This is a genomic window from Enterobacter sp. SORGH_AS_0287 (genome assembly GCF_031453695.1).
Classification (GTDB): domain Bacteria; phylum Pseudomonadota; class Gammaproteobacteria; order Enterobacterales; family Enterobacteriaceae; genus Enterobacter; species Enterobacter ludwigii.
Genome location: NZ_JAVIZW010000001.1, coordinates 2,827,475 through 2,850,792 on the forward strand (window position 1 = coordinate 2,827,475; position 23,318 = coordinate 2,850,792).

General features: G+C 55.4%; 22 protein-coding genes and 1 pseudogene. 6 read left to right on the plus strand and 17 right to left on the minus strand.

Annotated features, from left to right (window positions below; all coding sequences use genetic code 11):
• Position 1: 1 nt before the first annotated feature.
• Both QE396_RS13390 and QE396_RS13395 read left to right on the plus strand, forming a co-directional pair.
• Positions 2–799, plus strand: coding sequence for a PTS sugar transporter subunit IIC (locus tag QE396_RS13390; protein ID WP_025205460.1), 798 nt, complete (start codon positions 2–4; stop codon positions 797–799).
• The gene (locus tag QE396_RS13395) at positions 799–1,617 is read left to right on the plus strand and encodes a PTS system mannose/fructose/sorbose family transporter subunit IID (protein ID WP_040018597.1); all 819 of its coding nucleotides are present in this window, start codon (positions 799–801) and stop codon (positions 1,615–1,617) included. Before QE396_RS13390 ends, QE396_RS13395 begins: the two co-directional genes overlap by 1 nt.
• Positions 1,618–1,643: 26 nt before the next feature.
• Here the strand turns inward: QE396_RS13395 and QE396_RS13400 are convergent, their stop codons facing one another.
• The 8 genes and pseudogenes from QE396_RS13400 to QE396_RS13435 form a co-directional block, all read right to left on the minus strand.
• Positions 1,644–2,414: a glucose-6-phosphate isomerase family protein gene (locus QE396_RS13400; protein ID WP_309951318.1), complete on the minus strand. Its 771-nt coding sequence runs from the start codon at positions 2,412–2,414 to the stop codon at positions 1,644–1,646.
• A complete protein-coding gene (locus tag QE396_RS13405; RefSeq protein ID WP_279256649.1) occupies positions 2,407–2,961 on the minus strand; it encodes a glucose-6-phosphate isomerase family protein in 555 nt (184 codons plus the stop codon). Before QE396_RS13405 ends, QE396_RS13400 begins: the two co-directional genes overlap by 8 nt.
• Before the next feature lie 158 nt (positions 2,962–3,119).
• Complete coding sequence (ispH, locus tag QE396_RS13410) at positions 3,120–4,070, minus strand: 4-hydroxy-3-methylbut-2-enyl diphosphate reductase (RefSeq protein ID WP_020882547.1); 951 nt, start codon at positions 4,068–4,070, stop codon at positions 3,120–3,122.
• A gap of 1 nt (position 4,071) precedes the next feature.
• Positions 4,072–4,521 carry an FKBP-type peptidyl-prolyl cis-trans isomerase gene (gene fkpB / locus QE396_RS13415; protein WP_020882546.1) on the minus strand — a complete coding sequence of 150 codons (450 nt, stop codon included), beginning with the start codon at positions 4,519–4,521 and terminating at the stop codon, positions 4,072–4,074.
• Between the two features lie 92 nt (positions 4,522–4,613).
• A complete protein-coding gene (gene lspA, locus QE396_RS13420) occupies positions 4,614–5,114 on the minus strand; it encodes a signal peptidase II (RefSeq protein ID WP_020882545.1) in 501 nt (166 codons plus the stop codon).
• Positions 5,114–7,930, minus strand: coding sequence for an isoleucine--tRNA ligase (gene ileS, locus QE396_RS13425; RefSeq protein WP_047955029.1), 2,817 nt, complete (start codon positions 7,928–7,930; stop codon positions 5,114–5,116). The genes lspA and ileS overlap by 1 nt, the downstream gene beginning before the upstream one ends.
• Positions 7,931–7,964: 34 nt before the next feature.
• The gene (gene ribF, locus QE396_RS13430; RefSeq protein ID WP_014168574.1) at positions 7,965–8,903 is read right to left on the minus strand and encodes a bifunctional riboflavin kinase/FAD synthetase; all 939 of its coding nucleotides are present in this window, start codon (positions 8,901–8,903) and stop codon (positions 7,965–7,967) included.
• 7 nt (positions 8,904–8,910) lie between these two features.
• Positions 8,911–9,129 (minus strand): annotated as a pseudogene (locus QE396_RS13435) (DUF2575 domain-containing protein).
• Positions 9,130–9,231: 102 nt separating this feature from the next.
• Between QE396_RS13435 and rpsT the strand changes: the two are divergent.
• Positions 9,232–9,495, plus strand: a complete 264-nt coding sequence (rpsT, locus tag QE396_RS13440; protein ID WP_008502037.1) for a 30S ribosomal protein S20 — start codon at positions 9,232–9,234, stop codon at positions 9,493–9,495.
• Positions 9,496–9,554: 59 nt separating this feature from the next.
• Here the strand turns inward: rpsT and nhaR are convergent, their stop codons facing one another.
• From nhaR to dnaK, 4 genes are all read right to left on the minus strand, one after another.
• Positions 9,555–10,454, minus strand: coding sequence for a transcriptional activator NhaR (nhaR, locus tag QE396_RS13445; RefSeq protein WP_014168572.1), 900 nt, complete (start codon positions 10,452–10,454; stop codon positions 9,555–9,557).
• A 57-nt stretch (positions 10,455–10,511) separates the two neighbouring features.
• Positions 10,512–11,687, minus strand: coding sequence for a Na+/H+ antiporter NhaA (gene nhaA / locus QE396_RS13450; protein ID WP_279256648.1), 1,176 nt, complete (start codon positions 11,685–11,687; stop codon positions 10,512–10,514).
• A gap of 182 nt (positions 11,688–11,869) precedes the next feature.
• Positions 11,870–13,015, minus strand: coding sequence for a molecular chaperone DnaJ (dnaJ, locus tag QE396_RS13455; RefSeq protein WP_020882543.1), 1,146 nt, complete (start codon positions 13,013–13,015; stop codon positions 11,870–11,872).
• 87 nt (positions 13,016–13,102) lie between these two features.
• On the minus strand, positions 13,103–15,016 hold the full coding sequence (dnaK, locus tag QE396_RS13460) for a molecular chaperone DnaK (protein WP_014168568.1): 1,914 nt from the start codon (positions 15,014–15,016) through the stop codon (positions 13,103–13,105).
• Positions 15,017–15,313: 297 nt separating this feature from the next.
• Here dnaK and satP point away from each other — a divergent pair, with 297 nt between their 5' ends.
• The gene (gene satP / locus QE396_RS13465) at positions 15,314–15,880 is read left to right on the plus strand and encodes an acetate uptake transporter (RefSeq protein ID WP_020882542.1); all 567 of its coding nucleotides are present in this window, start codon (positions 15,314–15,316) and stop codon (positions 15,878–15,880) included.
• Here satP and QE396_RS13470 read toward each other — a convergent pair.
• The 3 genes from QE396_RS13470 to tal form a co-directional block, all read right to left on the minus strand.
• Entirely contained in the window at positions 15,857–17,179 is a 1,323-nt protein-coding gene (locus QE396_RS13470; RefSeq protein WP_279260243.1) for an MFS transporter, read from the minus strand. The two genes, satP and QE396_RS13470, sit on opposite strands and share 24 nt — an antisense overlap.
• A gap of 122 nt (positions 17,180–17,301) precedes the next feature.
• The gene (mog, locus tag QE396_RS13475; protein WP_020882540.1) at positions 17,302–17,889 is read right to left on the minus strand and encodes a molybdopterin adenylyltransferase; all 588 of its coding nucleotides are present in this window, start codon (positions 17,887–17,889) and stop codon (positions 17,302–17,304) included.
• Positions 17,890–18,000: 111 nt separating this feature from the next.
• Entirely contained in the window at positions 18,001–18,954 is a 954-nt protein-coding gene (gene tal, locus QE396_RS13480) for a transaldolase (protein ID WP_014168563.1), read from the minus strand.
• A gap of 262 nt (positions 18,955–19,216) precedes the next feature.
• On the opposite strand from tal, the gene QE396_RS13485 reads away from it, so the two are divergent.
• Positions 19,217–20,647: a sodium:alanine symporter family protein gene (locus QE396_RS13485; protein ID WP_032681687.1), complete on the plus strand. Its 1,431-nt coding sequence runs from the start codon at positions 19,217–19,219 to the stop codon at positions 20,645–20,647.
• Positions 20,648–20,713: 66 nt separating this feature from the next.
• Positions 20,714–21,487: a peroxide stress protein YaaA gene (gene yaaA / locus QE396_RS13490; RefSeq protein WP_014168561.1), complete on the plus strand. Its 774-nt coding sequence runs from the start codon at positions 20,714–20,716 to the stop codon at positions 21,485–21,487.
• A 31-nt stretch (positions 21,488–21,518) separates the two neighbouring features.
• On the opposite strand, the gene QE396_RS13495 is transcribed toward yaaA, so the two are convergent.
• Together QE396_RS13495 and thrC are read right to left on the minus strand one after the other, a co-directional pair.
• Positions 21,519–21,818: a DUF2502 domain-containing protein gene (locus QE396_RS13495; protein WP_020882537.1), complete on the minus strand. Its 300-nt coding sequence runs from the start codon at positions 21,816–21,818 to the stop codon at positions 21,519–21,521.
• A 211-nt stretch (positions 21,819–22,029) separates the two neighbouring features.
• On the minus strand, positions 22,030–23,316 hold the full coding sequence (gene thrC / locus QE396_RS13500) for a threonine synthase (protein WP_014168559.1): 1,287 nt from the start codon (positions 23,314–23,316) through the stop codon (positions 22,030–22,032).
• Between the last annotated feature and the right edge of the window lie 2 nt (positions 23,317–23,318).

Below are 23,318 nucleotides of genomic sequence, written 5' to 3' on the forward strand. Positions count from 1 at the left end.
GATGATTTTCGAAGCTTCTCTCATCGGTCTGCTTTGCTATCTCGGTGCACTCAGTAGTCCCTGGCTGTTTGGCCTGACGGGCGGCTGGTATCTCATCTCCCGCCCGCTGGTTTCGGGGATGCTGGTGGGCCTGATTCTGGGCGACGTTAAAACCGGGATCATGATTGGTGTGGCGGTGCAGGCCGTATATATCGCGATGGTCACCCCCGGCGGTTCAATGCCTGCCGACCTCAATTTTGTCGCTTATCCTGCTATCGCGCTGGGGATTCTGTCGGGCAAAGGGCCAGAGGTGGCCGTGGCGCTGGCGGCGACCATTGGCATTGCCGGAACGATACTGTTTAACGCCATGATGGTATTGAACTCGTTCTGGAACCACCGCGCCGACGTGGCGCTTGAGCTCGGGGATGAGCGCGGAATTTATCTTAACAGCGCGGTCTGGCCGCAGGTGATGAACTTTGTTCTGCGCTTTGTGCCGACGTTTATCGCCGTCTATTTTGGCGCGCAGTACATCAGCGGGTTTATGGACAGTCTGCCCGGCATCGTGCTTTCGACCATGAACGTGCTGGGGGGCATCTTACCGGCCGTTGGGATCGCCATCCTGCTTAAGCAGATCATCAAAAGCTACAGCATGCTGATCTACTTCCTGGTGGGCTTCATATGCATTGTGTTCCTGAAGCTCAACATGGTGGCACTGGTGATTGTGGGCGCCCTGCTGGCGTTAATACATTACAACTACAAGCCGGAAGCGCCGCAGGCTGTCACGCCGGGTAGGCCCGCCGACGATGAGGATGAATTCTGATGGAAGACCGTAAACTGACCCGAAAAGATCTGCGCCGCTGCTGGCGAGCGTGGATGATGCATAACCTCTCTTCGATGAGCTTCGAGCGTCTGGAATCATTCGGCTTCTGTCTGAGCATGTTACCGGTCGCCAAAAAACTCTACCCGGATGCCGCCCAGCGCACCGAGATGCTGCGCCGCCACGCCTCGTTTTACAACACGGAGCCGCAGATCGGTGCCATCGTAAACGGTATGGCGCTTGGGCTGGAAGAGAAAAAAGCCAACGGCGAGCCCATTGATGGCGAAACGATCAATACCCTGAAGGTGGGGCTGATGGGACCAATCGCGGGGATTGGTGACTCAATGATCCCCGGCATGCTGATCCCCATTTTGCTGAGCATCGGTATGGCGCTTGCCGCCGGAGGAAATGTTCTTGGCCCGTTGTTCTACACCGTCGCCTGGCTGGCCATCATTATCCCGGGATCCTGGTTTCTGTTTCTGAAAGGCTACCAGATGGGCTCAGGGTCTGTCGAGATGCTGGTGAGCAGCAAGTCAACGCGACTGCGCGAAGCTTTGTCTCTGCTGGGTGTATTTGTGATGGGCGGCGTGGCGGCAAGCTACGTTAAGCTGGGCACCGGACTGGAATTTATCACCCGTGACGGGGTTAACATCCATGTTCAGCAGATGCTTGACGGTATCTTCCCGCAGCTATTACCGCTTCTGGTGGTTCTGGGCACCTGGTATCTGATGGCGAAACGTGGCGTCTCCCCGGTCAGGGCCATGATTGTGCTGCTTGCGCTGGCGGCGCTGGGCGTCGCATCAGGTCTGTTTGCCGGATAAGACAGCCGGGGCAATGCCCCGGTTTTTTATGGGTGGAAGTTATGCCACAGTTCGGCCACTTTATCCGGGCGAGAGATAAACTGAAAGCGAGCAGGATCGGCAATAAATTGCGTATAGACAGGCTCATCCGTCAGGCCGAATTCGCTGTAGCGACGCGGTGTGATCATCTGTAGCCGCCCCGGCAGATAATGCGTGTTGTGCTGCCAGATGATATGGCTCCCCTGCAGCAGCGGATACCAGGCCAGTCCTTTACGCGCCCGCACGGCATCATATTCAAAACCATATTCCCTGTCGCACCACGCACCGAAAGTCAGCGGTTCATCCGGCGAGGCAGAGATAGTGGCATGCCCCCAGCCAGGCGGAACCAGCACCTTTTCGCCCGGTCCGGCCAGTACGGCGAAACAGCGCCCGGGATCGTCCGCAACATACTCCTGCATATAGATAATGGCGCGCCCCTGCCAGATTTCATACAGCTCGGGCGGAGACCAGCCGCTGTGACGGCTTTTTCGGTGAACATGCCCCTGACTGCGGATCGGCTCTTCACCCAGCGTTCCCGTCGCGTAGGTCACGACCCCAAACAGCAGCATGCGTTTTTTCAGCTCCTGCCGGTCTGCCAGACGGGCGACATCCATCGCAATAGCATAAACGTCTTCCGGGCCTGAGCAGCCAGGGTCCCGTAACGACGCGCGGATCTCATCAAGCTTACGGATCTCTGGCATCGGGCCAGTGACGTCCTCACCGTAGCTGAACCCCAGCGGGTGCCGGGTGATGGTCATGTCGAGCCCAAAGTTATCCATTCTGAACCTCCCAGCCACCGTCAATGGCCAATACCCGCACGGCAAAACCGTGGGGTAACGCGGCATAGTCGTGTCCGGCGACGGCGGGCCAGACCGCGAGTGAAGAGAGCGTGGTCTCACCGGTATTGATTAAACGGTGGGCGGTAAAAGGCGCAATAATATGGACGGATCCCGGCATCACGCACTCCAGACGGGTTTCGCCGGATGTCGTCTGGAGTAAAAGCAGGCCACTTCCCCGCAGTCCAAAATAGACTTCGCCCTGTTCACGACGCTGATGAAAATGGCCGCGGGTCATAAAGAATTCCCGGCCAATTTTACCTGCATGTAAATGGGTAACGCCGACAAACAACGCCCCTTCCTGTGCAGGCGATTCCAGCATTTCGACGTCATACACCGTCTGATGCGGATCGCATTGTGCCCAGGCGTCTCGATCGGCAAACAAACCATTGAGATCGGCAAGGCGTGTGGATTTAAGAATAAGTGCGCCGCGGGCAAGTGTACCACTGGCCCAGGCCACCAGAGGCGGCAGGATAATATCTGGAGTCATCGTCTTCTCCGGCCCGAGGAGAACAACCCGCCCAGCATAACAATTTAAACGATTAACCTGCGCATCAAAGGCGCAATGTGTCAGGTGAATCACAGTTAATCAGCAATAAAAATGCCGGCCACTGACGTGGCCGGCATTCGGGTCATGCGCGAGGAAACTTACTCGACTTCGCGTGCGTCGATACGCAGCTCTTTCGGGACCTCGAAAACAATGTTCTCTTCGCGTCCTTCCAGCGGGACCGCTTCGCCGCCGCCCAGTTCCTGCAGACGGGAAATCACGTTCTGCACCAGGATATCAGGTGCCGAGGCGCCTGCGGTTACCCCGACACAGGCCACGTTTTTCACCCACGCTTCCTGGATATCGCTGGAATCATCAATCAGATAGGCCGCTTTCCCCATTCGCTGCGCAAGTTCAGCCAGACGGTTGGAGTTAGAAGAGTTTTTCGAACCGACAACCAGCACCACGTCCGCCTGTTCAGCCAGAGCACGCACCGCTTCCTGGCGATTGGTGGTGGCGTAGCAAATGTCGTCCTTACGCGGGCCGACGATTTTCGGGAAGCGCTGGCGCAGGGCGTCAATCACGTCCGACGTATCGTCAACGGAGAGCGTCGTCTGGGTCATAAACGAGAGACGCGTTTCATTTTTGACGTTCAGCGTAAACACATCTTCCGGCGACTCCACCAGGTACATCCCCCCTTCCGGGTTGCTGTACTGGCCCATGGTACCTTCGACTTCCGGGTGGCCGGCATGGCCAATCAGGATCGACTCTTCACCACGACGGCTGGCGCGCGCCACTTCCATATGCACTTTGGTCACTAATGGGCAGGTGGCGTCGAACACGGTCAGATCGCGGCTTTTCGCTTCGTTACGCACCGCCTGAGAAACCCCGTGCGCGGAGAAAATCAGGATCGCGCCGTCAGGCACTTCGCTGATCTGCTCAATGAAGATCGCGCCACGCTCGCGCAGGCTGTCGACGACATAACGGTTATGCACCACTTCGTGACGCACATAAATCGGCGCGCCGTAAATCTCGAGCGCGTTTTCAACAATGCTGATAGCGCGGTCTACACCGGCGCAAAAGCCGCGCGGGTTAGCCAACAGGATCTGCATTTCAGGCCTCCAGTACCGGATCGATCTCCAGCACTTCAATATCAAAATGGACGGTGCGCCCGGCAAGCGGATGGTTGAAGTCAACGGTGATGGAGTCACCATTGATTTCGCGGATCACGCCAGGCATTTCGCTGCCATCCATAGCGGTAAAGAGCATGATCGCCCCGATTTCCGGCTCACCTGCATCCATAAACTCGCGGCGCGAGAAGTACTGAACAAGGTCCGGGCTTGGCACGCCAAACGCGGCATCTGGCTCCAGCGAAAATGCCTTTTTCTCGCCTTCTTTCAGGCCAAGCAGCTGTTGCTCAAGACCTTCAGACAGGGAGGTGTCGCCGAGACGAAACAGGGCGGGTTTGCCGTTATTGCGGGTGGATTCAGCCGTGGAGCCATCATCCAGTTTCAGCGTGAAATGAACGAGAACCGCGCTGTTGCTCTGTACGGATTTAGACATGCAAATTGCTCGCTTGTTTTGACCCACCGGTAAGAGACGGCAGGCCAGACATTCTGTAGGCCGGGGGCGCATGCGCCACCCGGCATTTACATTTAAGCCTGTTTCTTCGCGGCCGCGTTCGGCAAGAAGCCTTCCAGCACGATTAACGCCGCGCCGATGCAAATTGCGCTGTCGGCGAGGTTAAAGGTCGCGAAGTGCCAGTCGCCGACATAGAAGTCGATCATATCGACCACAAAGCCGTGCCACAGGCGATCAAACAGGTTACCCAGCGCGCCACCGATAATCAGCGCATAGGCGATGTTATTTAGCTTTTGTGTTGCCTTCGAACGGTACATCAGCAGCGATAGCACCACGCAGATACCGATAGCGATACCTGCAAAGAACCAGCGCTGCCAGCCACCGCTGTCAGCAAGGAAACTAAACGCCGCACCGTAGTTACGTGCGTAATGCAGGTTAAGCGACGGGAACAGCGACACCGTCTCCCCCAGAGCAAAATTCTGGAGGATCAGGAACTTGCTGCCCAGATCGATAATCAGCACTACTACCACCAGCCACAGCCAGCGCAGTCCTGTTGAACAGAGAGTTTTACTCATCAGGCAAACTTACGTTTCTCGCCGTCACCGGCGACGTTGCTGACACAGCGTCCGCAGATATCTGCGTGTTCCGCCACCTGGCCGACATCAGTGGTGTAATGCCAGCAACGCGGGCATTTATCACCTTCGGCTTTGCTCAGTGCGACTTTCAGTCCTTTGAGCAGTTCGCTCTGCTGTGCATCAGCAGACGCCTGGGCATAATCCGCAACTTTCGCACCGGAGGTCAACAGGACAAATCGTAATTCATCGCCCAGCGCCGTCAGTTTCGCCGCCAGCTCTGGCTCGGCGTACAGGGTAACTGCCGCTTCCAGCGAGCCGCCGACTTTCTTGTCAGCACGCGCCTGCTCGATGACCTTGTTCACTTCGCCACGCACTTTCAGCAGCTCGTCCCAGAAGGCATCGTTCATCGCTTCGGTGCTGGAGAGATCGAACAGACCTTCATACCACTCGCCGGTGAAGACATACTTCTCACGGTCACCTGGCAGGTAACCCCAGATTTCATCTGCGGTGAAGGACATGATCGGTGCCATCCAGCGAACCAGCGCTTCTGCGATGTGGAACAGCGCAGTCTGGCAGCTACGACGCGCCACGCTGTCCGCTTTCGCGGTGTACTGGCGGTCTTTGATGATGTCGAGGTAGAACGAGCCCATCTCGATGGAGCAGAAGCGCATCAGGCGCTGCACCACTTCGTGGAAATCGTAAGATTCGTAAGCCTTCAGGATATCTTCCTGTGCCGCTTTCGCGCAGCCTACCGCCCAGCGATCCAGCACCACCATCTCTTCCGGTTTCACCATATCTTTTACCGGATCGAACCCGTTCAGGTTCGCCAGCAGGAAGCGCGCGGTGTTACGGATACGACGATAGCTGTCGGCAGCACGTTTCAGGATCTCGTCCGACACCGCCATTTCGCCGGTATAGTCGGTAGAAGCAACCCACAGACGCAGAATGTCCGCGCCCAGTTTGTTCATCACGTCCTGCGGAGAGACGGTGTTACCGATCGATTTAGACATCTTACGACCCTGACCATCCACGGTGAAACCGTGGGTCAGCACCTGGCGATACGGTGCTTTACCTTTCATGGCGGTGGAAATCATCAGCGATGACATGAACCAGCCGCGGTGTTGGTCAGAACCTTCCAGATACATATCTGCCGCGTGTCCGGCAAATTCCGGACGCACGTCAACAACAGACGCGTGCGTTGAACCGGAGTCAAACCACACGTCCAGGGTATCAGGCACTTTCTCGTAGTTGTCTGCATCAGCGCCCAGGATGTCGCGGGAATCGAGATCCCACCATGCCTGAATGCCGTCAACTTCTACACGCTTCGCGACTTCTTCCATCAGTGCCAGAGTGTTCGGGTGCAGTTCCTGTGTCTCTTTGTGCACGAACAGAGACATTGGCACGCCCCAGGTACGCTGACGGGAGATACACCAGTCAGGACGGTTAGCGACCATGGATTCGATACGCGCCTGACCCCAGTCCGGGATCCACTGCACGCCTTTGATCTCTTTCAGGGACTGCTCGCGCAGGCCTTTCTGATCCATGCTGATGAACCACTGTGGGGTCGCACGGAAGATGATCGGAGATTTGTGACGCCAGCAGCACGGATAGCTGTGCTGCATTTTCTCAACGTGCAGCAGCGCGCCGCTGGTGCGCAGCATGTCAACGATGATGTCGTTTGCTTTGAAGACGTTGATACCGTCCAGCGCCGGGTAGGTGCCTGGCAGGTAAGAACCGTCAGGACCCACCGGGTTAGCGATTTCAAGACCGTATTTCAGGCTGATGCTGTAGTCGTCAGGACCGTGGCCACCGGCGGTATGTACCGCACCGGTGCCCGCATCCAGCGTCACGTGATCGCCCAGAATCGCCGGCACATCGAAGTCCAGGAACGGGTGTTTGAAGCGCATCAGCTCCAGCGCGTCACCTTTCACGGTGCCCAGCACGGTGTAGTCGGCGATGTTCGCGCGTTTCAGCACGCTTTCGACCAGATCTTTCGCCAGGATCAGCGCCTGACCGTCAACCTGCACCAGCGCGTACTCGAACTCACCGGACAGGGAGATCGCGCGGTTTGCTGGCAGTGTCCACGGGGTGGTGGTCCAGATAACCAGCGAGATGGGGCCGTTGACAGAGGTCACGCCAAATTTGGCTTTCACCGCCTCCTGATCGACCGCGTGGAAGGCCACGTCGATAGACGGAGAGGTTTTGTCGTAATACTCCACTTCCGCTTCTGCCAGCGCAGAACGGCAGTCCACGCACCAGTGCACCGGCTTCGCGCCTTTGTGCAGATGGCCGTTACCGATGATTTTACCCAGCGCACGGATGATGTTGGCTTCGGTTTTGAAGTCCATGGTCAGGTACGGACGTGACCAGTCACCCAGCACGCCCAGGCGGATAAAGTCCTGGCGCTGACCGTCAACCTGCGTGGCCGCGTATTCGCGACATTTTGCGCGGAATTCTGCCGCGGTGAACTTCTCACCCGGCTTACCAAACTCTTGCTCAACTTTCAGTTCGATTGGCAGACCATGGCAGTCCCAGCCCGGAACGTAAGGCGAGTCATATCCCGCGAGGCCTTTGGACTTCACGATAATGTCTTTCAGAATCTTGTTTACAGAGTGACCAATATGAATGCTGCCATTCGCATATGGAGGGCCATCATGCAGAATGAAGGTTTTTTTGCCTTTTTTGGCTGCACGGATGATGCCGTACAGGTCATCATCGGTCCAACGCGCCAGCATTCCCGGTTCGCGCTTGGCGAGATCGCCGCGCATCGGGAACCCTGTTTCCGGCAAATTCAGGGTTGATTTATAGTCACTCATCAGATTCTCGGTTCCGTATTTTTCACGTAGGCATTTAAGCCGGGTTTACTCGCCCAAAAAACTCGCGGGCCGTTAATTCATCTCGCGCGATTTGCGCCTTTAGTTCATCCAGCGAAGCAAATCGCTGCTCATTGCGTATTTTTTTACGCAGTATCACATCTATATGGCGACCATAAAGGTCCATTACAACGTCCAGCAGGTGCACTTCTAATTGTTGACGGACACCGGCGACTGTAGGACGTGTGCCAATATTGGCGACACCGAAATACGGTTTATCGCCCAGACCAGCCACTTCCACCGCATATACCCCTTTAACCGGGGAGACCTGACGACGTAGCGGTATATTCGCCGTCGGGAAACCTATGGTGCGGCCCAGCGCATCGCCATGGACCACACGGCCTGAAATGCTAAACGGATGTCCCAGCAGCGTTTCCGCCGTATCCAGTTCATCGTTGGCCAGCGCCTGACGCACCGCAGTGCTGCTAACCCGGACGCCGCCTTCGCAAAAGGTCATTGCGCTGGTGACATCAAAGCCGTACTCGAGGCCAGCCTTCTGTAATAGCAAGAAATCGCCCTGACGACCAGCGCCAAAGCGGAAATCATCACCCACGGCCAGAAACTGCACGCCAAGGCGCCTGACCAGCAGGTCACTGACGAAATTTTGTGCTGTGAGCGCGGCAAAGCGGCGATCGAAACGCACGCACAATACGTAGTCCACCCCGGACTCTGCCAGGTAGCGCAACTTCTCGCGCAGGCGAGTGAGGCGAGCCGGTGATTTATCGCCGGCAAACAGCTCCAGCGGCTGCGGCTCAAAAATCATCACTACAACGGGCAGGCCACGCGCCTCCCCTTCTTTACGCAATCCCTGCAGCAGCGCCTGATGACCACGATGCACGCCGTCGAAATTACCAATGGTCAGCACGCACCCGTGCGGTGCTCTGCTGAGATTATGTATGCCGCGTATCAGCTTCATGTCTGGCTCAAAACAGTGAAAATCGCCAAAGTATACCTTGTACAGCGGTTAAGGTTAACCGGCGATTGTTCGCGCAAAACAGAAAGCCGTAATGATTTCATCAGGCTGACCTTTCACAGCAAAAAAATCTGCCCGTGAACTGCGTTTTTTGTGCCGAAAAGCTGTATTCACGAGCGACAAGCTGGTAGAATCCTGCGCCATCACTACGTAACGTAGCGTCGCCAATCAACGGCGCTTATTTGCACAAATCCATTGACAAAAGAAGGTATAGAGGGCATATTCCTCGGCCTTTGAATTGTCCACATAGATCATATTTGGGAGTTGGACCTTGGCTAATATCAAATCAGCTAAGAAACGTGCTATCCAGTCTGAAAAGGCTCGTAAGCACAATGCAAGCCGTCGCTCTATGATGCGTACTTTCATCAAGAAAGTATACGCAGCTATCGAAGCTGGCGACAAAGCTGCTGCGCAGAACGCATTTAATGAAATGCAACCAATCGTGGATCGTCAGGCTGCTAAAGGTCTGATCCACAAAAACAAAGCAGCGCGTCATAAAGCAAATCTGACCGCGCAGATCAACAAACTGGCTTAATCGCCACTTGTTGTTGCTTGTTTTAAAAGAACCCGCTTAACGCGGGTTTTTTTATATCTTCAGATTGCCGGTGGCGTAAACAGCGCCGAGTAGTCGCGGTTACAGATGCGCTGTACCGCCGGATGTTGAATCATCCTTTCTGCAAATATCGCGTGATACTCCTCCATCACGTTATCGACCCGGCCAATCTCCGTAATCTTGTTATCTGAATAGAGATCGTGCACGTACAGCGTCGGTGCAACGAAGATGGCGTTATGCGCCTCACCAAAGGCCTTCATTAGCGCAGCATCGTCAAACTCGCCGAGGATCTCCACCTTCAGTCCCTGAGAGTTAAACCAGTTCAGCAGTTTGCGCCCAAGCATGGAGCGCCGGCCTGGCACCAGCAAACGACGCTCTTCCAGACAGGCAGGAAACGGTTTTTCCGGCGGCGGGTTAATGCACCAGAAGCTGACCCCGCATTCGCCAATCTTCACCGAGAACAGCCCTTCCTGCTGCGTAGAGTCGATCGGGCAGTCCGAGATAATCATATCCAGCTTATGCTGGCTCAGTTGCTCCAGCAGCATCTCGTGCGTGGACTCAAAACAGCGCAGATGGATTTGCTCATCTTCGACCACCGCCGCATCCAGCACGCCGCTGACCAGCCGTTTTGACAACGCATCCGCCACGCCGACGTCAAAGAGCAGGTTTGACTCTTTGCGGTAGTTAACGATATCCAGCATCTCCTGACTTAAGGTGAACATCTTATCCGCGTAGCGGAAAACCAGTTCGCCCAGCTCACTTGGCTCAATCCCACGGCCCTTGCGCTTAAAGAGCTTGCCCTGCAGCCGCTCTTCCAGCGCTTTGATTTGCCCGGTGATGGTCTGCGGCGTCAGGTAGAGCGCCTCTGCCGCCCCCACGACCGAGCCCTGCTTATAGACGTGCCAGAAGTAGTAAAGGTGGTTGTAATTCAAATGAGACATCGTGTCTTCGCTCCCTGATCGTGTAGCGGGAGAAGGTATTCTTCTCCCGGTTTCCTGTTATGCCTGAACGACCGGTCCGGACAGTTTGACCTTCAATAAGGTATAGCCAGTGAATGCGGCCAGTAACGATCCGATAAGGATGCCCAGCTTCGCCCAGACGATAAGCTCAGGCGCATGGGCACCAAAAGCCAGCGTTGAGATAAAGATCGACATGGTAAACCCAATGCCGCACAGCACGCCCACCGCCATGATCTGCTTAAACGTGGTACCGTGCGGCAGTGACGCCAGCTTCAGCTTCAGCGCCAGCCAGCAGAACAGACTAATGCCCAGCGGTTTACCAATAAACAGTCCGGCAATAATGCCCAGCGGCAACATTGAGGTCAGTCCCTCAAGGGTTACCCCTTCCAGCGAAACGCCTGCATTAGCGAAAGCAAACAGCGGCAGGATCATAAAGGCGACCCACGGGTGCAGTACATGCTCCAGATGTTTAGCAGGCGATTTCCCCTCCTGCGGCTTAAGCGGAACGAAGAAGCCGACGATGACCCCGGCGAGCGTAGCGTGCACGCCTGATTTCAGTACCGCGGTCCACAGCACCATCCCCACCAGCACGTAGATCCCGATGCGGCGCACGTTGCAAATGTTCAACAGCGCCAGTACCGCAATCGCTCCTGCGGCAACGCTCAACGACAGGATCGACAGGTCGCTGGTGTAGAACAGCGCAATAATGACAATCGCGCCCAGGTCATCAATGATCGCCAGCGCCATCAGGAAGATTTTCAGTGCCACCGGCACGCGGCTTCCCAGCAAGGCCAGCACACCCAGGGCAAACGCGATATCCGTTGCCGCCGGAATGGCCCAGCCGTGACGCGATACTGGATCCTGCCAGGTGAACGCCAGGAAGAGCAACGCCGGAATGACCATCCCCCCGAATGCGGCAATCACCGGGAACGCGGCACGCTGACGGCTGGCAAGCGAGCCCAGGACCAGCTCACGCTTAACCTCCAGCCCTACCAGCAGGAAAAACACGGCCATCAGTGCATCGTTGATCCACAGCAGCATGTTCTTATTAATTTCCAGCGCCCCGACTTTCAGCTCGACGGGAGTTTCCAGAAACGCGTGGTAAAAGTCGCGTGTGAAACCCATATTGGCCAGCGCCATCGCGGCCGCAGCGGCAATAATCAGGATGATGCCGCCTGATGCTTCACTGCTAAAAAAACGGTGTATTAATTTCACGTAGGCTCTCTCTTACAGCAATACTTCGGTAAAACCATAATACCAGGCCAAACAGCTCGGCAAAAGCAGATTAATGTTGAGTATATATTCAGTTTTACCGAATGATAGCCATGAGGACAGCTACAAAAAGAAAAAGCCCGAAATCGCTTCCGGGCTTTTTGAGATGAACACCAGCTAACGGATCAGCGGGTCAAATCGTCGAAGAATTTTTTGACGCCATCGAAGAAGCTTTTGGAGCGCGGGCTGTTTTTCTCACCCGTCGGGCCGCCAAAACTTTCCTGCAGCTCTTTCAGCAGCTGTTTCTGCTTGTCGTTCAGGCCAACCGGGGTTTCAACCACCACGCGGCACAGCAGGTCGCCCTGCGCACCACCGCGAACGGATTTAACACCTTTACCACGCATGCGGAACAGCTTGCCGGTCTGGGTTTCGCCTGGAACCTTCAGATTGACGCGACCATCAAGCGTTGGCACTTCAATTTCGCCACCGAGTGCCGCCATGGCGAAGTTGATGGGCACTTCACAGTACAGGTTGTTGCCTTCACGCTCGAAGATGGCGTGCTGCTTGACCTGAACCTGAACGTACAGATCGCCTGCTGGTGCACCGTGCTCGCCGGCCTCACCTTCACCTGCCAGACGGATACGGTCGCCCGTGTCCACGCCTGCCGGGATTTTAACGGACAGCGTCTTGGTTTTCTCAACGCGACCATGACCGTGGCATTTTGTGCAGGGGTCTTTAATCAGCGTACCGCGACCATGACAGTGCGGACACGCCTGCTGCACGGCGAAGAAGCCCTGCCGCATCTGCACCTGACCGGAACCGTGACAGGTTGGACAGGTTTGCGGCTGGGTGCCTGCTTTCGCGCCGCTGCCGTGGCAAACGTCACACTCTTCCAGCGTCGGAATACGGATCTCTTTGGTGACGCCGCGTACGGCCTCTTCCAGCGTCAGATCCATGTTGTAGCGCAGGTCGGCGCCGCGCGCCGCGCGCTGACGGCCACGACCGCCGCCAAAAATGTCGCCGAAAACATCGCCAAAGATATCGCTGAAGTCAGCGCCGCCACCAAAGCCGCCGCCACCGAAACCACCGCCGCCCATGCCGCCTTGTTCGAAGGCTGCGTGGCCGTACTGGTCATAGGCCGCACGTTTCTGTGCATCGGTCAGGACTTCGTAGGCTTCTTTGATCTCTTTAAATTTGGCTTCAGCCTCTTTGTCACCCTGGTTGCGGTCCGGGTGGAATTTCATGGCCAGGCGCTTATACGCCTTTTTGATTTCACGCTCTTCCGCAGTTTTCGGAACGCCTAAAATCTCGTAATAGTCTTGCTTTGCCATTGGTTTTTTTAAGCCCCTTAACATGCGAGCACGGGCGTGGAGAGTTCTCCTACGCCCGTGCCGATTAATTACCCTGCATCAGGGCGATTATTTTTTGTCTTTCACTTCTTCGAACTCAGCGTCGACAACGTCGTCGTCTTTCGCGTTGTTCTGAGAAGCGTCAGCGCCAGCCTGCTGTTGGGCGTGCTGCTGCTGAGCGATTTCCATCAGCTTCTGAGAAGCCTGTGCCAGCTCCTGCATCTTCGCTTCGATATCCGCTTTGTCTTCGCCTTTCAGAGACGTTTCCAGCGCGCTCAGTGCAGCTTCGATAGCCGTTTTGTCTTCAGCTGGCAGTTTATCGCCGGCTTCTTCAACCTGCTTACGGGTGCTGTGCAGCAGATGGTCGCCCTGGTTGCGGGTCTGAACCAGCTCTTCGAACTTACGGTCAGACTCCGCGTTCGCTTCTGCTTCACGAACCATTTTCTGGATCTCTTCTTCGTTCAGACCGGAAGAGGCCTTAATGGTGATCTTCTGCTCTTTACCGCTGTTTTTGTCTTTCGCGGAAACGTGCAGGATACCATCAGCATCGATATCGAAGGTTACTTCGATCTGCGGCATACCGCGTGGCGCCGGGTTGATGCCATCCAGGTTGAACTGACCCAGTGACTTGTTATCCGCCGCACGCTTACGCTCACCCTGCAGCACATGGATGGTTACTGCAGACTGGTTGTCTTCAGCAGTAGAGAACACCTGGCTGTGCTTAGTAGGGATAGTGGTGTTTTTGGTGATAAGCGCCGTCATCACACCGCCCATGGTTTCGATACCCAGAGACAGCGGGGTAACGTCCAGCAGCAGAACGTCTTTCACATCACCCGTCAACACACCACCCTGAACGGCAGCACCGATAGCCACTGCTTCATCCGGGTTAACGTCTTTACGTGGCTCTTTACCAAAGAATTCAGCCACTTTCTTCTGAACCATTGGCATACGGGTCTGGCCACCGACGAGGATAACGTCGTTGATATCAGACACGGACAGGCCAGCATCCTGCAGAGCAACTTTCAGTGGCTCAATGGAACGGTTCACCAGGTCTTCTACCAGGCTTTCCAGTTTCGCACGGGTCACTTTAATGTTCATGTGTTTAGGACCGGTCGCGTCTGCAGTGATATACGGCAGGTTCACGTCGGTCTGCTGAGCGGAAGACAGTTCGATCTTCGCTTTCTCAGCGGCTTCTTTCAGGCGCTGCATTGCCAGCGGGTCGTTACGCAGGTCAATGCCCTGATCTTTCTTGAACTCGTCAACGAGGTAGTTGATCAGACGGGTATCGAAGTCTTCACCACCCAGGTGGGTATCACCGTTGGTTGCCAGAACTTCGAAGGTTTTTTCGCCATCAACTTCGTCGATTTCGATAATAGAGATATCGAAAGTACCACCACCCAGGTCGTAAACCGCGATAGTACGGTTGCCAACTTCTTTATCCAGACCGTAAGCCAGTGCCGCTGCGGTTGGTTCGTTGATGATACGTTTTACTTCCAGACCTGCAATACGGCCAGCATCTTTCGTTGCCTGACGCTGAGCATCGTTGAAGTAAGCAGGAACGGTGATAACAGCTTCAGTTACCGGTTCACCCAGGTAATCTTCTGCGGTTTTCTTCATTTTTTTCAGCACTTCAGCAGAGATCTGCGGTGGTGCCGTTTTGGTGCCTTTCACATCAAGCCATGCATCGCCGTTATCTGCTGCGATGATTTTGTAAGGCATGATAGAAACGTCACGCTGAACTTCTTCGTCCTGGAAGCGGCGGCCAATCAGGCGTTTAATCGCAAACAGGGTATTTTGCGGGTTTGTCACTGCCTGACGTTTAGCCGGCTGACCAACCAGAGTTTCACCATCCTGGGTATAAGCAATGATAGAAGGCGTGGTGCGATCGCCCTCGGCGTTCTCCAGCACGCGTGCGGTAGTGCCATCCATAATCGCTACACAAGAGTTGGTAGTACCCAGGTCGATACCAATAATTTTACCCATCTAAACGTCTCCACTTAAAATTCAGTCAACATGTGGTTGTGTACCTGTAATAAGGGCAGAACGTGCTTTTTCAACTGCCCACAATTGATTTTTTTCAGGTCCACACACTGCGGTTGACTACAAGATGGGGTCGCGCCAGCGTCCATCAAGGGGGAACGGTAAAAAAAATTTTTAATTTCACCCTGATGAGATCATAGACGGCATTGATTGCGCCCATTATGATGCCGCGCCCCGTCAGGGAGAACTGACGCGGGTTTAACCATTTCACCATATTAATGATGATTTTTTTGAGGACTTATGGGCAACACTAAGTTGGCTAATCCGGCTCCGCTGGGCCTGATGGGTTTTGGCATGACCACTATCCTGCTGAACCTGCACAACATCGGAATGTTCCCGATGGATGGCATTATCCTGGCGATGGGCATTTTTTACGGCGGTATCGCGCAAATCTTCGCGGGCCTGCTGGAATATAAGAAAGGCAACACCTTCGGCTTAACCGCATTTACCTCTTATGGTTCTTTCTGGCTGACCCTGGTCGCGATCCTGCTGATGCCTAAAATGGGCCTGGCAGACGCGGCAAACGCACATTTCCTGGGCGTTTACCTCGGTCTGTGGGGCGTCTTCACGCTGTTTATGTTCTTCGGCACCCTGAAAGGCAACCGCGCACTGCAGTTTGTTTTCCTGAGCCTGACCGTGCTGTTCGCCCTGCTGGCGATCGGCCACCTCGTGGATAACGAAAGCATCGTGCATATTGCCGGCTGGATTGGTCTGGTGTGCGGCGCAAGCGCTATCTACCTGGCAATGGGTGAAGTGCTGAACGAGCAGTTTGACCGCACCATCCTACCGATTGGTGAAAAACACTGATCCATCTGTCGTGTCCGCCTCGCGGGCACGACATCCCTGTTTCTGCCGAAGCCAAATGCCTAACACCAGCCCCATCACCGACAGCGCGAGCACATACCAGGCGGGTGCCATCGGGGATACTCCCATCAACACCGTGACCGCAATCGGCGTCAGCCCGCCAAAGATGGCGTAAGAGACGTTATAGGAAAAAGAGATCCCGGTGAAGCGGACCTCTGGCGGAAAAGCTCGCACCATCACATACGGCACTGCACCGACAACCCCCACGCACAGCCCGACCGTACCGTAGAGCAGGAACAGCTGTTCAGGATGGCTGCCTGCCAGGTGGTAAAACGCCCAGCTCGACGCAGCCAGCAGCAGACTGCCGATGATGAAAGTCAGGCCGGCACCGATACGATCAACGGCCAGCCCCGCGGCCAGACAGCCAAAGCAGAGCATAATGGTGGCGATACTGTTTGCCTGCAACGTTACCGCCGGCGCAAAACCGTACTGCTTTTGCAGCCATACCGGAGACATTAAGATAACGACCACGATGCCCGCCGACAGCAGCCAGGTGAGCAGCATCGACACCACAACCGCGCTTCGGTGGCGCACCACCACGGCTTTTACCGGTAACTCCTGCGCCAGCGCCTTGCGCTGCTGCATCTCAAGGAAAATAGGTGTCTCCTGCAGCCAGCGGCGAAGATACATCGCCACCAGGCCAAACGCCCCGCCGAGCAGGAACGGTACGCGCCATCCCCAGTCGTGAACCGCCTGTTGCGTCATGCTGGTATTCACGATAGTGGCCACCACTGAACCGAGGAGGATACCGACAGTCAGCCCCGCCGTTAAGGTTCCACAGGCGATGCCGATGCGGCGCGCCGGCACATGCTCCGCCACAAACACCCAGGCCCCCGGCACTTCGCCGCCAATCGCCGCCCCCTGAAGAATGCGCATCAGCAACAGCAGCAGCGGAGCAACAATGCCCATTGAGGCGTAAGTGGGCAGCAGACCAATGGCCAGCGTCGGCACGGCCATCAGTAAAATGCTGAGCGTGAACATCTTCTTACGCCCGACCAGGTCACCAAAGTGGGCCATCACAATGCCACCCAGCGGTCGTGCCAGATACCCGGCGGCAAAAATGCCGAAGGTTTGCACCTGGCGCAACCACTCCGGGATATCTGCCGGGAAGAAAAGCTCCCCCACCACGGCGGCGAAGAAGACGAAGATGATAAAGTCGTAAAACTCCAGCGCACCGCCTAAGGCCGCGAGCGTGAGGGTTTTATAGTCCTGTCGATTCAGAGATCGGGTGTTATGTGACATAGCGAACCATTTGGCTTGTGTTGTGGATTTATTTTTACAGCAAACGTAAAGAAAAAATTACTATACCGTAAAACCCTTACCACGCTACCGTCGCTTCAGCTAATGTCACATATTGATTAATTTCAGGAGATTGTCTCGCGACGGGCGTTTTTCGGACGAAAAGCTGCTACCACTTTCTCATCGGTTTCCACATACGGGCCGTCTAGCAACTGTATACAATACGGTACACTTGCAAAAATCCCGTGCACGATCACGCTGCCATCTTCCGCTTTCAGTCCTTCAAGCGTCTCTTTGATGGACTTCGGCTGGCCCGGCAAATTCAGAATCAATGCCTGCTTGCGGATCACCCCGACCTGACGGGAGAGGATCGCCGTCGGGACAAAGTGTAGACTGATCTGGCGCATCTGCTCACCGAAGCCAGGCATCTCACGATCGGCAACCGCCAGCGTGGCATCCGGAGTGACGTCCCGGCGCGCAGGCCCGGTGCCTCCCGTAGTCAATACCAGGTGGCAGCTCATCTCATCCACCAGCTCACAGAGTGTCTGTTCGATAATTGGCTGTTCGTCAGGGATCAGGCGGGTCTGGATCTCAAAGGGGGTTGTCAACGCACTGCCCAGCCATTCTTCCAGCGCGGGGATGCCTTTATCCTGATAAACACCGCTGGAGGCGCGGTCAGAAATCGACACTAAGCCGATGCGTAAGGTATTCATATCCATTCCATTCAAAAAAGTACTGATTAAAGGGAATGATACACGCAGAGGGGAAATTCAGACAGAGTACGAAAGAAGTAGCGTGACCGGGGACCCGGTCACGCAGAATGATTACAGCAGGTCGCCGATCATTTTTTCCAGTTTTTCCTGGTCGATAGCAAACTTACGGATACCGTCCGCCAGTTTATCTACAGCCATTGGATCCTGGTTATGCTGCCACAGGAACTCAGATTCAGTGATGCGCTCCGGACGCGCTTTCACTTCACCGGTGTAGGACAGTTTACGCTCGATAGCACCTTCGCTTTCAGCCAGCTCTTTCAGCAGTGCCGGGGCGATGGTCAGGCGGTCACAGCCAGCCAGTTCGATGATTTCACCTACGTTACGGAAGCTTGCGCCCATCACCACAGTCTCATAACCGTGCTGTTTGTAGTATTCGTAGATTTCGGTCACGGAAACGACGCCTGGATCTTCAGATGCCGCGTACTCTTTCTTATCCGTGTTGGCTTTGTACCAGTCCAGAATACGGCCAACGAATGGAGAAATCAGGTATACGCCGGCTTCCGCACATGCACGCGCCTGTGCGAAGGAGAACAGCAGCGTCAGGTTACAGTTGATACCGTCTTTTTCCAGCTGTTCAGCTGCACGAATACCCTGCCAGGTTGACGCCAGTTTGATCAGGATGCGGTCATTGCTGATGCCGGCATCGTTGTACATTTTGATCAGACGTTTTGCTTTGGCGATAGACGCTTCGGTGTCGTAGGAGAGACGTGCGTCAACTTCGGTAGAGATGCGGCCAGGAACCAGTTTCAGAATTTCCAGACCAATGTTCACGGCCAGTTTATCAGTGGCATCAACAACCTGCTGCGCGCGGTCGTTGCTCTGTGCTTTCGCCCAGGTCACTGCGTCGTCAATCAGTTTGCGATACTCAGGGATCTGTGCGGCGTTAAGGATCAGAGAAGGGTTGGTGGTGGCATCCTGCGGCTGGTACAGCTTCATTGCCGCGATATCTCCGGTGTCAGCTACGACAGTGGTGAACTGACGAAGGGAGGTCAATTTATCCGTCATGATAGTGTTTCTCTTTTAACGTGCCCTGGATAATTCACGCTACCGACAGCATGCCTGCAGCGGAAAAATGACAGGTTTACTTGTTAGGGGGATGTAACCGGTCTGCCCTGATGATAACACGACGGAGGGGTAGCGCAACCGCAGACAGTGCGCTTAGACAGAGTATGATAAACTCAGAATATTAACAGGCTGCTAAGTAATAGCATGTCCAATCAGTGGTAGCGCTTACATATTCATTTTGGCATCAACAAGAGGGACGTTAATGCCTGATTTCCTTTTCTTTATTAATGAAGTCCTTTGGGGTTCGATAATGATATACCTGCTGCTGGGTGCAGGTATTTGGTTTACGCTACGCAGCGGGTTTATCCAGTTTCGTTATATTCGCAAATTTGGCAGAAGTCTGAAAAACAGCGTCACGCCCCAGCCGGGCGGATTAACCTCTTTCCAGGCCCTCTGCACCAGCATTGCCGCACGCCTCGGCAGCGGTAATATGGCAGGGGTGGCACTGGCCATCAGCGCCGGTGGCCCGGGCGCCGTTTTCTGGATGTGGGTCACGGCGCTTATCGGGATGGCCACCTCCTTTGCCGAAAGCGCCCTCGCCCAACTCTACAAAGAAAAAGATAAAAACGGACAGTTTCGCGGCGGCCCGGCCTGGTACATGGCGCGTGGCTTAGGAATGCGCTGGATGGGCGTGCTGTTTTCGCTGTTTTTACTGCTCGCGTACGGTCTGATTTTTAATACCGTTCAGGCGAATTCTGTCGCCCATGCCTTGCGCTATGCCTTTGCGTGTCCGGAGTGGATCACCGGGCTTGTTTTAGCCCTCTGTATCCTGCTGACCATTTCGACCGGCCTAAAAGGTGTCGCCCGCCTGATGCAGTGGCTGGTGCCTGTCATGGCGCTGCTGTGGGTTGCCGCCAGCCTGTTCGTCGCCGCACGGCATATCGAGCAGGTGCCGGAAGTGATTGCAACTATCTTCAAAAGCGCATTTGGCTGGCGCGAGGCGGCATCGGGCGCACTGGGCTATACCTTCAGCCAGGCGCTGATGTCGGGCTTTCAGCGCGGAATGTTCTCCAATGAAGCCGGTATGGGGTCAACCCCCAATGCTGCAGCCGCCGCCGCGTCCTGGCCGCCTCACCCGGCGGCACAAGGCATTGTTCAGATGATTGGCGTTTTTACGGACACCATTATTATCTGTTCCGCCAGCGCCATGATCCTGCTGCTGGCCGGCCCGGTACCTCACTCATCGGAAACAGCCGGCATACAACTGCTTCAGCAGGCACTGGTGAATCTGACGGGCGGCTGGGGAGCCGGGTTTGTCTCGCTCATCCTGCTGTTATTCGCCTTCAGCTCGATTGTTGTGAATTACCTCTACGCCGAAAATAACCTTATTTTCCTGAAAGTGGACTCCCGCCGTATGATCACGCTGCTGCGCCTCGGGGTGATACTGATGGTGTTAGCAGGTTCGCTGCTCAGCATGCCGCTGGTCTGGCAACTGGCGGATGTCTTTATGGCGCTCATGGCCATCACTAACCTGACGGCGATCCTGCTGCTCTCACCCGTGGTTACGCTTATCGCACGGGACTATCTTCGTCAGCGCAAACTGGGCGTACCGCCGGTCTTTGATGCCTCGCGTTATCCCGACATCCAGGCGCAAATTGCGCCCGGCACCTGGGATGATTTGCCACGGCAATAACAGCTATCGATCAATTGAGGGCGATTTTTTGCTAAAGTCGCTCTAAATTTCCTGCAAGGACTGGATATGCTGATTCTGATTTCACCTGCTAAAACGCTCGATTACCAGAGCCCGCTCGCCACCGAGCGCTATACCCAGCCTGAACTGCTGGACTATTCGCAACAGCTGATTCACGTCGCGCGTAAGCTCTCTGCGCCACAAATTGCCTCGCTGATGAGCATCAGCGACAAACTGGCGGATCTTAACGCGACCCGTTTCCACGAGTGGCACCCGGACTTCACGCCGAACAACGCCCGCCAGGCGCTTCTGGCGTTTAAAGGTGATGTGTATACCGGCCTGCAGGCGGAAGATTTTAGCGAAGCCGATTTCGACTTCGCCCAGCAGCATCTGCGCATGTTGTCAGGTCTGTACGGCGTGCTGCGCCCGTTGGACCTGATGCAGCCGTATCGTCTGGAGATGGGTATCCGCCTGGAAAACCCTAAAGGCAAAGATCTGTACCATTTCTGGGGCGATATCATCACCGACAAACTGAACGCTGCGCTGCGTGCTCAGGGCGATAATGTGGTGATCAATCTGGCCTCCGATGAATACTACAAATCGGTGAAGCCGAAAAAGCTGGATGCGGAAATTATCAAGCCCGTTTTCCTCGATGAGAAAAACGGCAAGTTCAAGGTCATCAGCTTCTACGCCAAAAAAGCGCGTGGGTTGATGAGCCGCTACATCATTCAGAACCGCCTGACGAAGCCGGAGCAACTGACCGCCTTCAACAGCGAAGGCTACTTCTTCGATGAAGAAGCGTCAGGGAAAGGCGAACTGGTGTTTAAGCGCCACGAGCAGTAAAACAAACCCCGCCAGATGGCGGGGTTTTGCATTAATGGTGTTTCCAGTCCGGGCCAGGACGCGGGTCGTCGTGACGATCGTGATGGTGGTCATCATGATGACGATCGTGATGCTCGTCATGTGGGCGCCAGTGATTATCGCGCCAGTCATAGTGAGCCTTCCACCAGTCATGGTCGCGCCAGCGGCCACCATCCCAGTAGTGACCACGATTATCCTGATCGCCAATCTGCAGTTTTACCGCAGGGACGAGGGTGATTTCAGAGGCCTGAACCGCCATCGGAGCGACCAGCATCATTGAAAGCACCAGCAGAGCAGGTTTCAGTTTAGACATAGGTGACTCCTTATTCATTTACCCGATGTGGGCCGATGTAAGGAGAATACGTGAGGAGGACGGGGGATGTTATTCTCTGCAATCCTAATCGCTAAGTGACCGCATTTATTGGGAATTTCTGCTTTTTTACTGCTATTTTTCTCCTTAATTTCTCCATAAAAAAAGCCGGGTAAGTTTCACCTTACCCGGCCTGCATAGGGTGACAGAATCGTTATCCGCGCGTCATCATCAACTTACGCAGCGCGGCGAAATCCGCGGGCAGTTCATGCGAAAGCAGCGGCAGGTCCGCACGCTCGGCCAGCTCTTTTGGCAGCGGCAGCGTTTCACCCAGAATCACTTCCACGCTCTCTTTGAACTTCGCCGGATGAGCCGTTCCCAGGAACAGGCCATACTCCCCCGGATTCAGCTGATCGCGCAGCGCACGGTAAGCGATCGCCGCATGCGGTTCAGAGGTGTACCCCGCCGCTTTCAGCTCACGCAGGGTGGCTTTGGTGGTCTCATCCGTCACCGCGGCGTAACCCAGATCGCCCAGACGCCAGACCTTACGGCGGAAAAGCTCTTCCACACGCGGCCAGTTGTTTGGCTGGCTTACGTCCATCGCATTCGAAAGCGTCGCCTGCGTGGCGTTCGGCGCCCATTTACCGTCTTTCAGGAAGCGCGGCACGGTGTCGTTGGCGTTGGTGGCGGCGATAAAGCGTTTTACCGGCAGGCCGAGCGATTTCGCCAGCAGGCCCGCCGTCAGGTCACCAAAGTTGCCGCTTGGTACGGAGACGACCAGCTGATTGCGCGCCTCCTGTGGCAGCTGTGCAACCGCTTCGAAGTAGTAGCAGATCTGCGCCAGCAGACGGCTGATGTTAATGGAGTTCGCCGAGTTCAGACCCAGCGCCACTTTCAGCTCTTCATCATCGAAGGCCTGCTTGACCAGCGCCTGACAGGCATCGAAATCGCCGTCAATCGCCACGGTTTCAATGTTGCCCCCGAGCGTACAGAACAGTTTTTCCTGCAGCGGACTAATTTTGCCTTTCGGGTAGAGGATCACCACGCGAACGTTCTTCAGACCATAGAACGCATGGGCAACGGCCGCACCGGTATCTCCGGAGGTCGCCGTCAGAATCGTTACCGGTTTGTCGCCGCTGATGTGGGTCAGCATCTGCGCCATAAAGCGGCCACCGAAGTCTTTAAACGCCAGGGTTGGACCGTGGAACAGCTCAAGGCAGCCGACATCCGGCTCAACCTGCTTAACCGGTGCCGGGAAAGCGAATGCTGCACGCACGCGCTCTTCCAGCAGCTCCTGCGGGATTTCATCGCCGATAAAGGCAGAGAGAATTTTAGTGCTGCGGGTGACAAAGTCCTGCTTCAGCAGTTCATCAATGTCGGTCAGCTGAAATTCCGGCAGGTCATGGGGGAAGAACAGCCCCTGATTTTTGCCCAGTCCCTGAGTCACCGCCTGCGCGAAGCTGACCTGCTCGTTATGATCTTTAAGGTTGTAGAGTTTCATTC

Coding starts and splice junctions, on each gene's coding strand:
- thrC (WP_014168559.1), bottom strand. CDS start 23,316: ATGAAACTCTACAACCTTAAAGATCATAACGAGCAGGTCAGCTTCGCG.
- lspA (WP_020882545.1), bottom strand. CDS start 5,114: ATGAGTAAAACTCTCTGTTCAACAGGACTGCGCTGGCTGTGGCTGGTG.
- QE396_RS13400 (WP_309951318.1), bottom strand. CDS start 2,414: ATGGATAACTTTGGGCTCGACATGACCATCACCCGGCACCCGCTGGGG.
- dnaK (WP_014168568.1), bottom strand. CDS start 15,016: ATGGGTAAAATTATTGGTATCGACCTGGGTACTACCAACTCTTGTGTA.
- QE396_RS13485 (WP_032681687.1), top strand. CDS start 19,217: ATGCCTGATTTCCTTTTCTTTATTAATGAAGTCCTTTGGGGTTCGATA.
- ileS (WP_047955029.1), bottom strand. CDS start 7,930: ATGAGTGACTATAAATCAACCCTGAATTTGCCGGAAACAGGGTTCCCG.
- ribF (WP_014168574.1), bottom strand. CDS start 8,903: ATGAAGCTGATACGCGGCATACATAATCTCAGCAGAGCACCGCACGGG.
- yaaA (WP_014168561.1), top strand. CDS start 20,714: ATGCTGATTCTGATTTCACCTGCTAAAACGCTCGATTACCAGAGCCCG.
- ispH (WP_020882547.1), bottom strand. CDS start 4,070: ATGCAGATCCTGTTGGCTAACCCGCGCGGCTTTTGCGCCGGTGTAGAC.
- QE396_RS13495 (WP_020882537.1), bottom strand. CDS start 21,818: ATGTCTAAACTGAAACCTGCTCTGCTGGTGCTTTCAATGATGCTGGTC.
- dnaJ (WP_020882543.1), bottom strand. CDS start 13,015: ATGGCAAAGCAAGACTATTACGAGATTTTAGGCGTTCCGAAAACTGCG.
- QE396_RS13405 (WP_279256649.1), bottom strand. CDS start 2,961: ATGACTCCAGATATTATCCTGCCGCCTCTGGTGGCCTGGGCCAGTGGT.
- nhaR (WP_014168572.1), bottom strand. CDS start 10,454: ATGTCTCATTTGAATTACAACCACCTTTACTACTTCTGGCACGTCTAT.
- satP (WP_020882542.1), top strand. CDS start 15,314: ATGGGCAACACTAAGTTGGCTAATCCGGCTCCGCTGGGCCTGATGGGT.
- QE396_RS13390 (WP_025205460.1), top strand. CDS start 2: ATGATTTTCGAAGCTTCTCTCATCGGTCTGCTTTGCTATCTCGGTGCA.
- mog (WP_020882540.1), bottom strand. CDS start 17,889: ATGAATACCTTACGCATCGGCTTAGTGTCGATTTCTGACCGCGCCTCC.
- QE396_RS13470 (WP_279260243.1), bottom strand. CDS start 17,179: ATGTCACATAACACCCGATCTCTGAATCGACAGGACTATAAAACCCTC.
- tal (WP_014168563.1), bottom strand. CDS start 18,954: ATGACGGATAAATTGACCTCCCTTCGTCAGTTCACCACTGTCGTAGCT.
- QE396_RS13395 (WP_040018597.1), top strand. CDS start 799: ATGGAAGACCGTAAACTGACCCGAAAAGATCTGCGCCGCTGCTGGCGA.
- fkpB (WP_020882546.1), bottom strand. CDS start 4,521: ATGTCTAAATCCGTACAGAGCAACAGCGCGGTTCTCGTTCATTTCACG.